Source organism: Pararhodobacter oceanensis, assembly GCF_003076755.1.
Lineage (GTDB): Bacteria > Pseudomonadota > Alphaproteobacteria > Rhodobacterales > Rhodobacteraceae > Pararhodobacter > Pararhodobacter oceanensis.
In genome coordinates this window covers 1-2,519 of record NZ_QDKM01000028.1, presented here as the reverse complement: position 1 = coordinate 2,519, position 2,519 = coordinate 1, and the positions used below count along the sequence as shown (strand labels likewise).

Below are 2,519 nucleotides of genomic sequence, written 5' to 3'. Positions count from 1 at the left end.
GTAAGCGGTGTGCCGCCCTCACATTGTAGTGCGTTTCGCGCCCTGCGAGATGTTTCGCATCTCATTACGGGGAGTGCGTTTCGCAATGTGCGCTATAAATTCGTTTCTAAAATCACTTGGTGTCGAGATACATGCGTCGGGTCACCGGCGTTGGCCGGATGCGGTCAAGGCGCAGGCCGTTGCGGACACGCTTGAGCCGGGTGCGACGGTGGGTGCTGTGGCAGCGCGCTATGGGATATTTCCAAACCAGCTATCGTCCTGGCGTCGTTTGGCAAAGCAAGGAAAGCTGGTGTTGCCGGCGGTGGCGCTTGATGAACCGGCTTTCGCCCCGCTGTTGGTTCATGATGTGCCAGAGGATCCGCCGGAACCGCCCGCTGCTGTATCGACAGCGGCTATCCGGATTCATTTTGGGGCGATCAGGGTCGAGATGGCAGCCGACACACCCGCAGCCCGGATCGCAGAGATCGTCCGCGCGCTCGCGTCCTCGCCATGTTGATGCCGTCCCAGGGCGTTCGGATCCTGGTGGCAACCAAGCCGGTAGATTTCCGCAAAGGTCATGACGGCTTGGCTGCGCTTGTGCAGTCGGCGCTGGCGGAAGACCCCTTCACCGGAACCGTGTTTGTGTTCCGGGCAAAGCGCGGCGACAGGATGAAGATTTTGTTCTGGGATGGCAGTGGGCTCGTGATGACCTACAAGCGCTTGGAGGATAGTGGCTTCGTTTGGCCTAGCATCCGGGACGGGGCCATGACACTGAACCGGTCGCAATTCGAGGCGCTGTTCGCGGGCTTGGATTGGCGGCGCGTTCGCTCTTTGGAGGTCCGCCGTCCAGCTGTGGCAGAATGACTCAGGTGGGCAGAAAATTCTCACAATCAGGGGGCGGTCAGGGTATCATTCGGCTATGTCCAGCGCCCCTTTCCTCGACCTTTCCGCTATCCCGGAAGACCAGCGCGACGCTGTCTTGGCGTTGCTGCAGGAGAATGTGGCACTCAAGGAAAAAGCGACCGGATTACAAAGCAAGGCCGCTGATCTGGAGGATTTGGTCAAGCGCCTGGAGCACCTCGTCGCCGAGCTCAGGAATGCGGTGCATGGCAAGCGTTCAGAGAAGTTGAGCGAGGATGAGCGCCAATTGGCCTTCGAGGATCTCGAGGTCGCAGTGGCCGAGGCCGAGACCCAACACGATGAGCAAGCACCGACCGCACCGGCACCTCAGCGCGCGGCCCGGCGCAACCGCGGCAACCTGCCGAAGAACTTGCCGCGGATCGAGCAGGTTCTCGAACCCGAAAGCCTGGATTGTCCGTGCGGGTGCGGCGAGATGCACATGATCGGGGAGGATCGCACCGAGCGGCTGGACATCATTCCAGCGCAGCTCCGCGTCATCGTAACGGTCCGGCCGAAATATGCCTGCCGTTCCTGTGCCGAAGGTGTCACCCAAGCTCCGGCCCCAGCCCATCTGATCGAGGGCGGTCTGCCGACCGAGGGAGCGATTGCGCATGTCCTCGTCAGCAAGTTCTCGGATCATCTGCCACTGTATCGCCAGAGCCAGATCCTCGCCCGTTCCGGCATTGATCTCCACCGCAGCACGCTGGCCGATTGGGTGGGCACGGCGTCTTTCCACCTCGGTCCTGTGGTGGATCGGTTGGCAGAGCACCTGAAGCGATCATCCAAACTATTTATGGATGAGACCACAGCACCGGTTCTTGACCCTGGCCGAGGGCGCACAAAAACCGGGTATTTGTGGGCGCTGGCACGTGATGATCGGGGGTGGGGTGGCGACGATCCGCCTGGGGTGGTCTTCACCTATGCCCCGAGCCGGGGTGGGCATAATGCGGAACAGATATTGCAGGGCTTCGACGGCATTCTGCAACTGGATGGCTATGCCGGCTACAACCGGCTCACGCGCTCCTCCCGCAAGGGCGGCGCACCGATCACGGTTGCGCACTGTTGGGCGCACGCGCGGCGCAAGCTGAAGGAAGTCTTCGACCGCGACGGCTCTGAAATCGCCGCCGAGGGTTTGCGCCGGATTGCAGAGATCTACCGCATCGAGGCTGAAATACGTGGCATGGGTCCAGGCCAACGGCGCTCTGCCCGGCAAGCCCGCACCGCACCCAAGGTGGCTGAGTTCGGAGAATGGCTGCAAAGTCAGCGCCGCCGGATCTCCTCAAAGTCGCGGCTTGGTGAGAAGCTGACCTACATCCATCGTCAGTGGGACGGGTTGCAAACCTTCCTCCACGACGGTCGCGTCGAAATAGATTCCAATTCTGTCGAGAACCTCATCCGTCCGATTGCCCTGACCAGAAAAAATGCGCTGTTCGCCGGCCATGATGAGGGTGGTCGTGCCTGGGGGCGTATTGCCTCATTGATCGCCACAGCAAAGATCAACGGCGTCGAGCCCTTTGCCTACCTCAAGGCCACACTCGAGGCCATCGCCGCAGGCCATCCAACCCGCCGCATCGACGACCTGCTCCCATGGAACTTCAGCCCGTCAAGCTGATCCTGAGTGCCCTGTAGGCACCGCTTAC

3 protein-coding genes are annotated in these 2,519 nt (G+C 61.3%); all 3 read left to right on the top strand.

The genetic code is table 11. The features are described from left to right. The first annotated feature begins 49 nt into the window (after nt 1-49). The 3 genes from tnpA to tnpC are packed head-to-tail and all read left to right on the top strand — an operon-like array spanning nt 50 to nt 2,491. Nucleotides 50-496 (top strand): IS66-like element accessory protein TnpA, encoded by a 447-nt coding sequence (gene tnpA / locus DDE20_RS19360; protein ID WP_338066522.1) that lies wholly within the window; start codon nt 50-52, stop codon nt 494-496. Then, entirely contained in the window at nt 490-843 is a 354-nt protein-coding gene (tnpB, locus tag DDE20_RS18820; RefSeq protein WP_116560050.1) for an IS66 family insertion sequence element accessory protein TnpB, read from the top strand. The genes tnpA and tnpB overlap by 7 nt, the downstream gene beginning before the upstream one ends. A 55-nt stretch (nt 844-898) precedes the next feature. Continuing rightward, nucleotides 899-2,491 (top strand): IS66 family transposase, encoded by a 1,593-nt coding sequence (tnpC, locus tag DDE20_RS18815; protein WP_116560049.1) that lies wholly within the window; start codon nt 899-901, stop codon nt 2,489-2,491. The last annotated feature ends 28 nt before the right edge of the window (nt 2,492-2,519 follow it).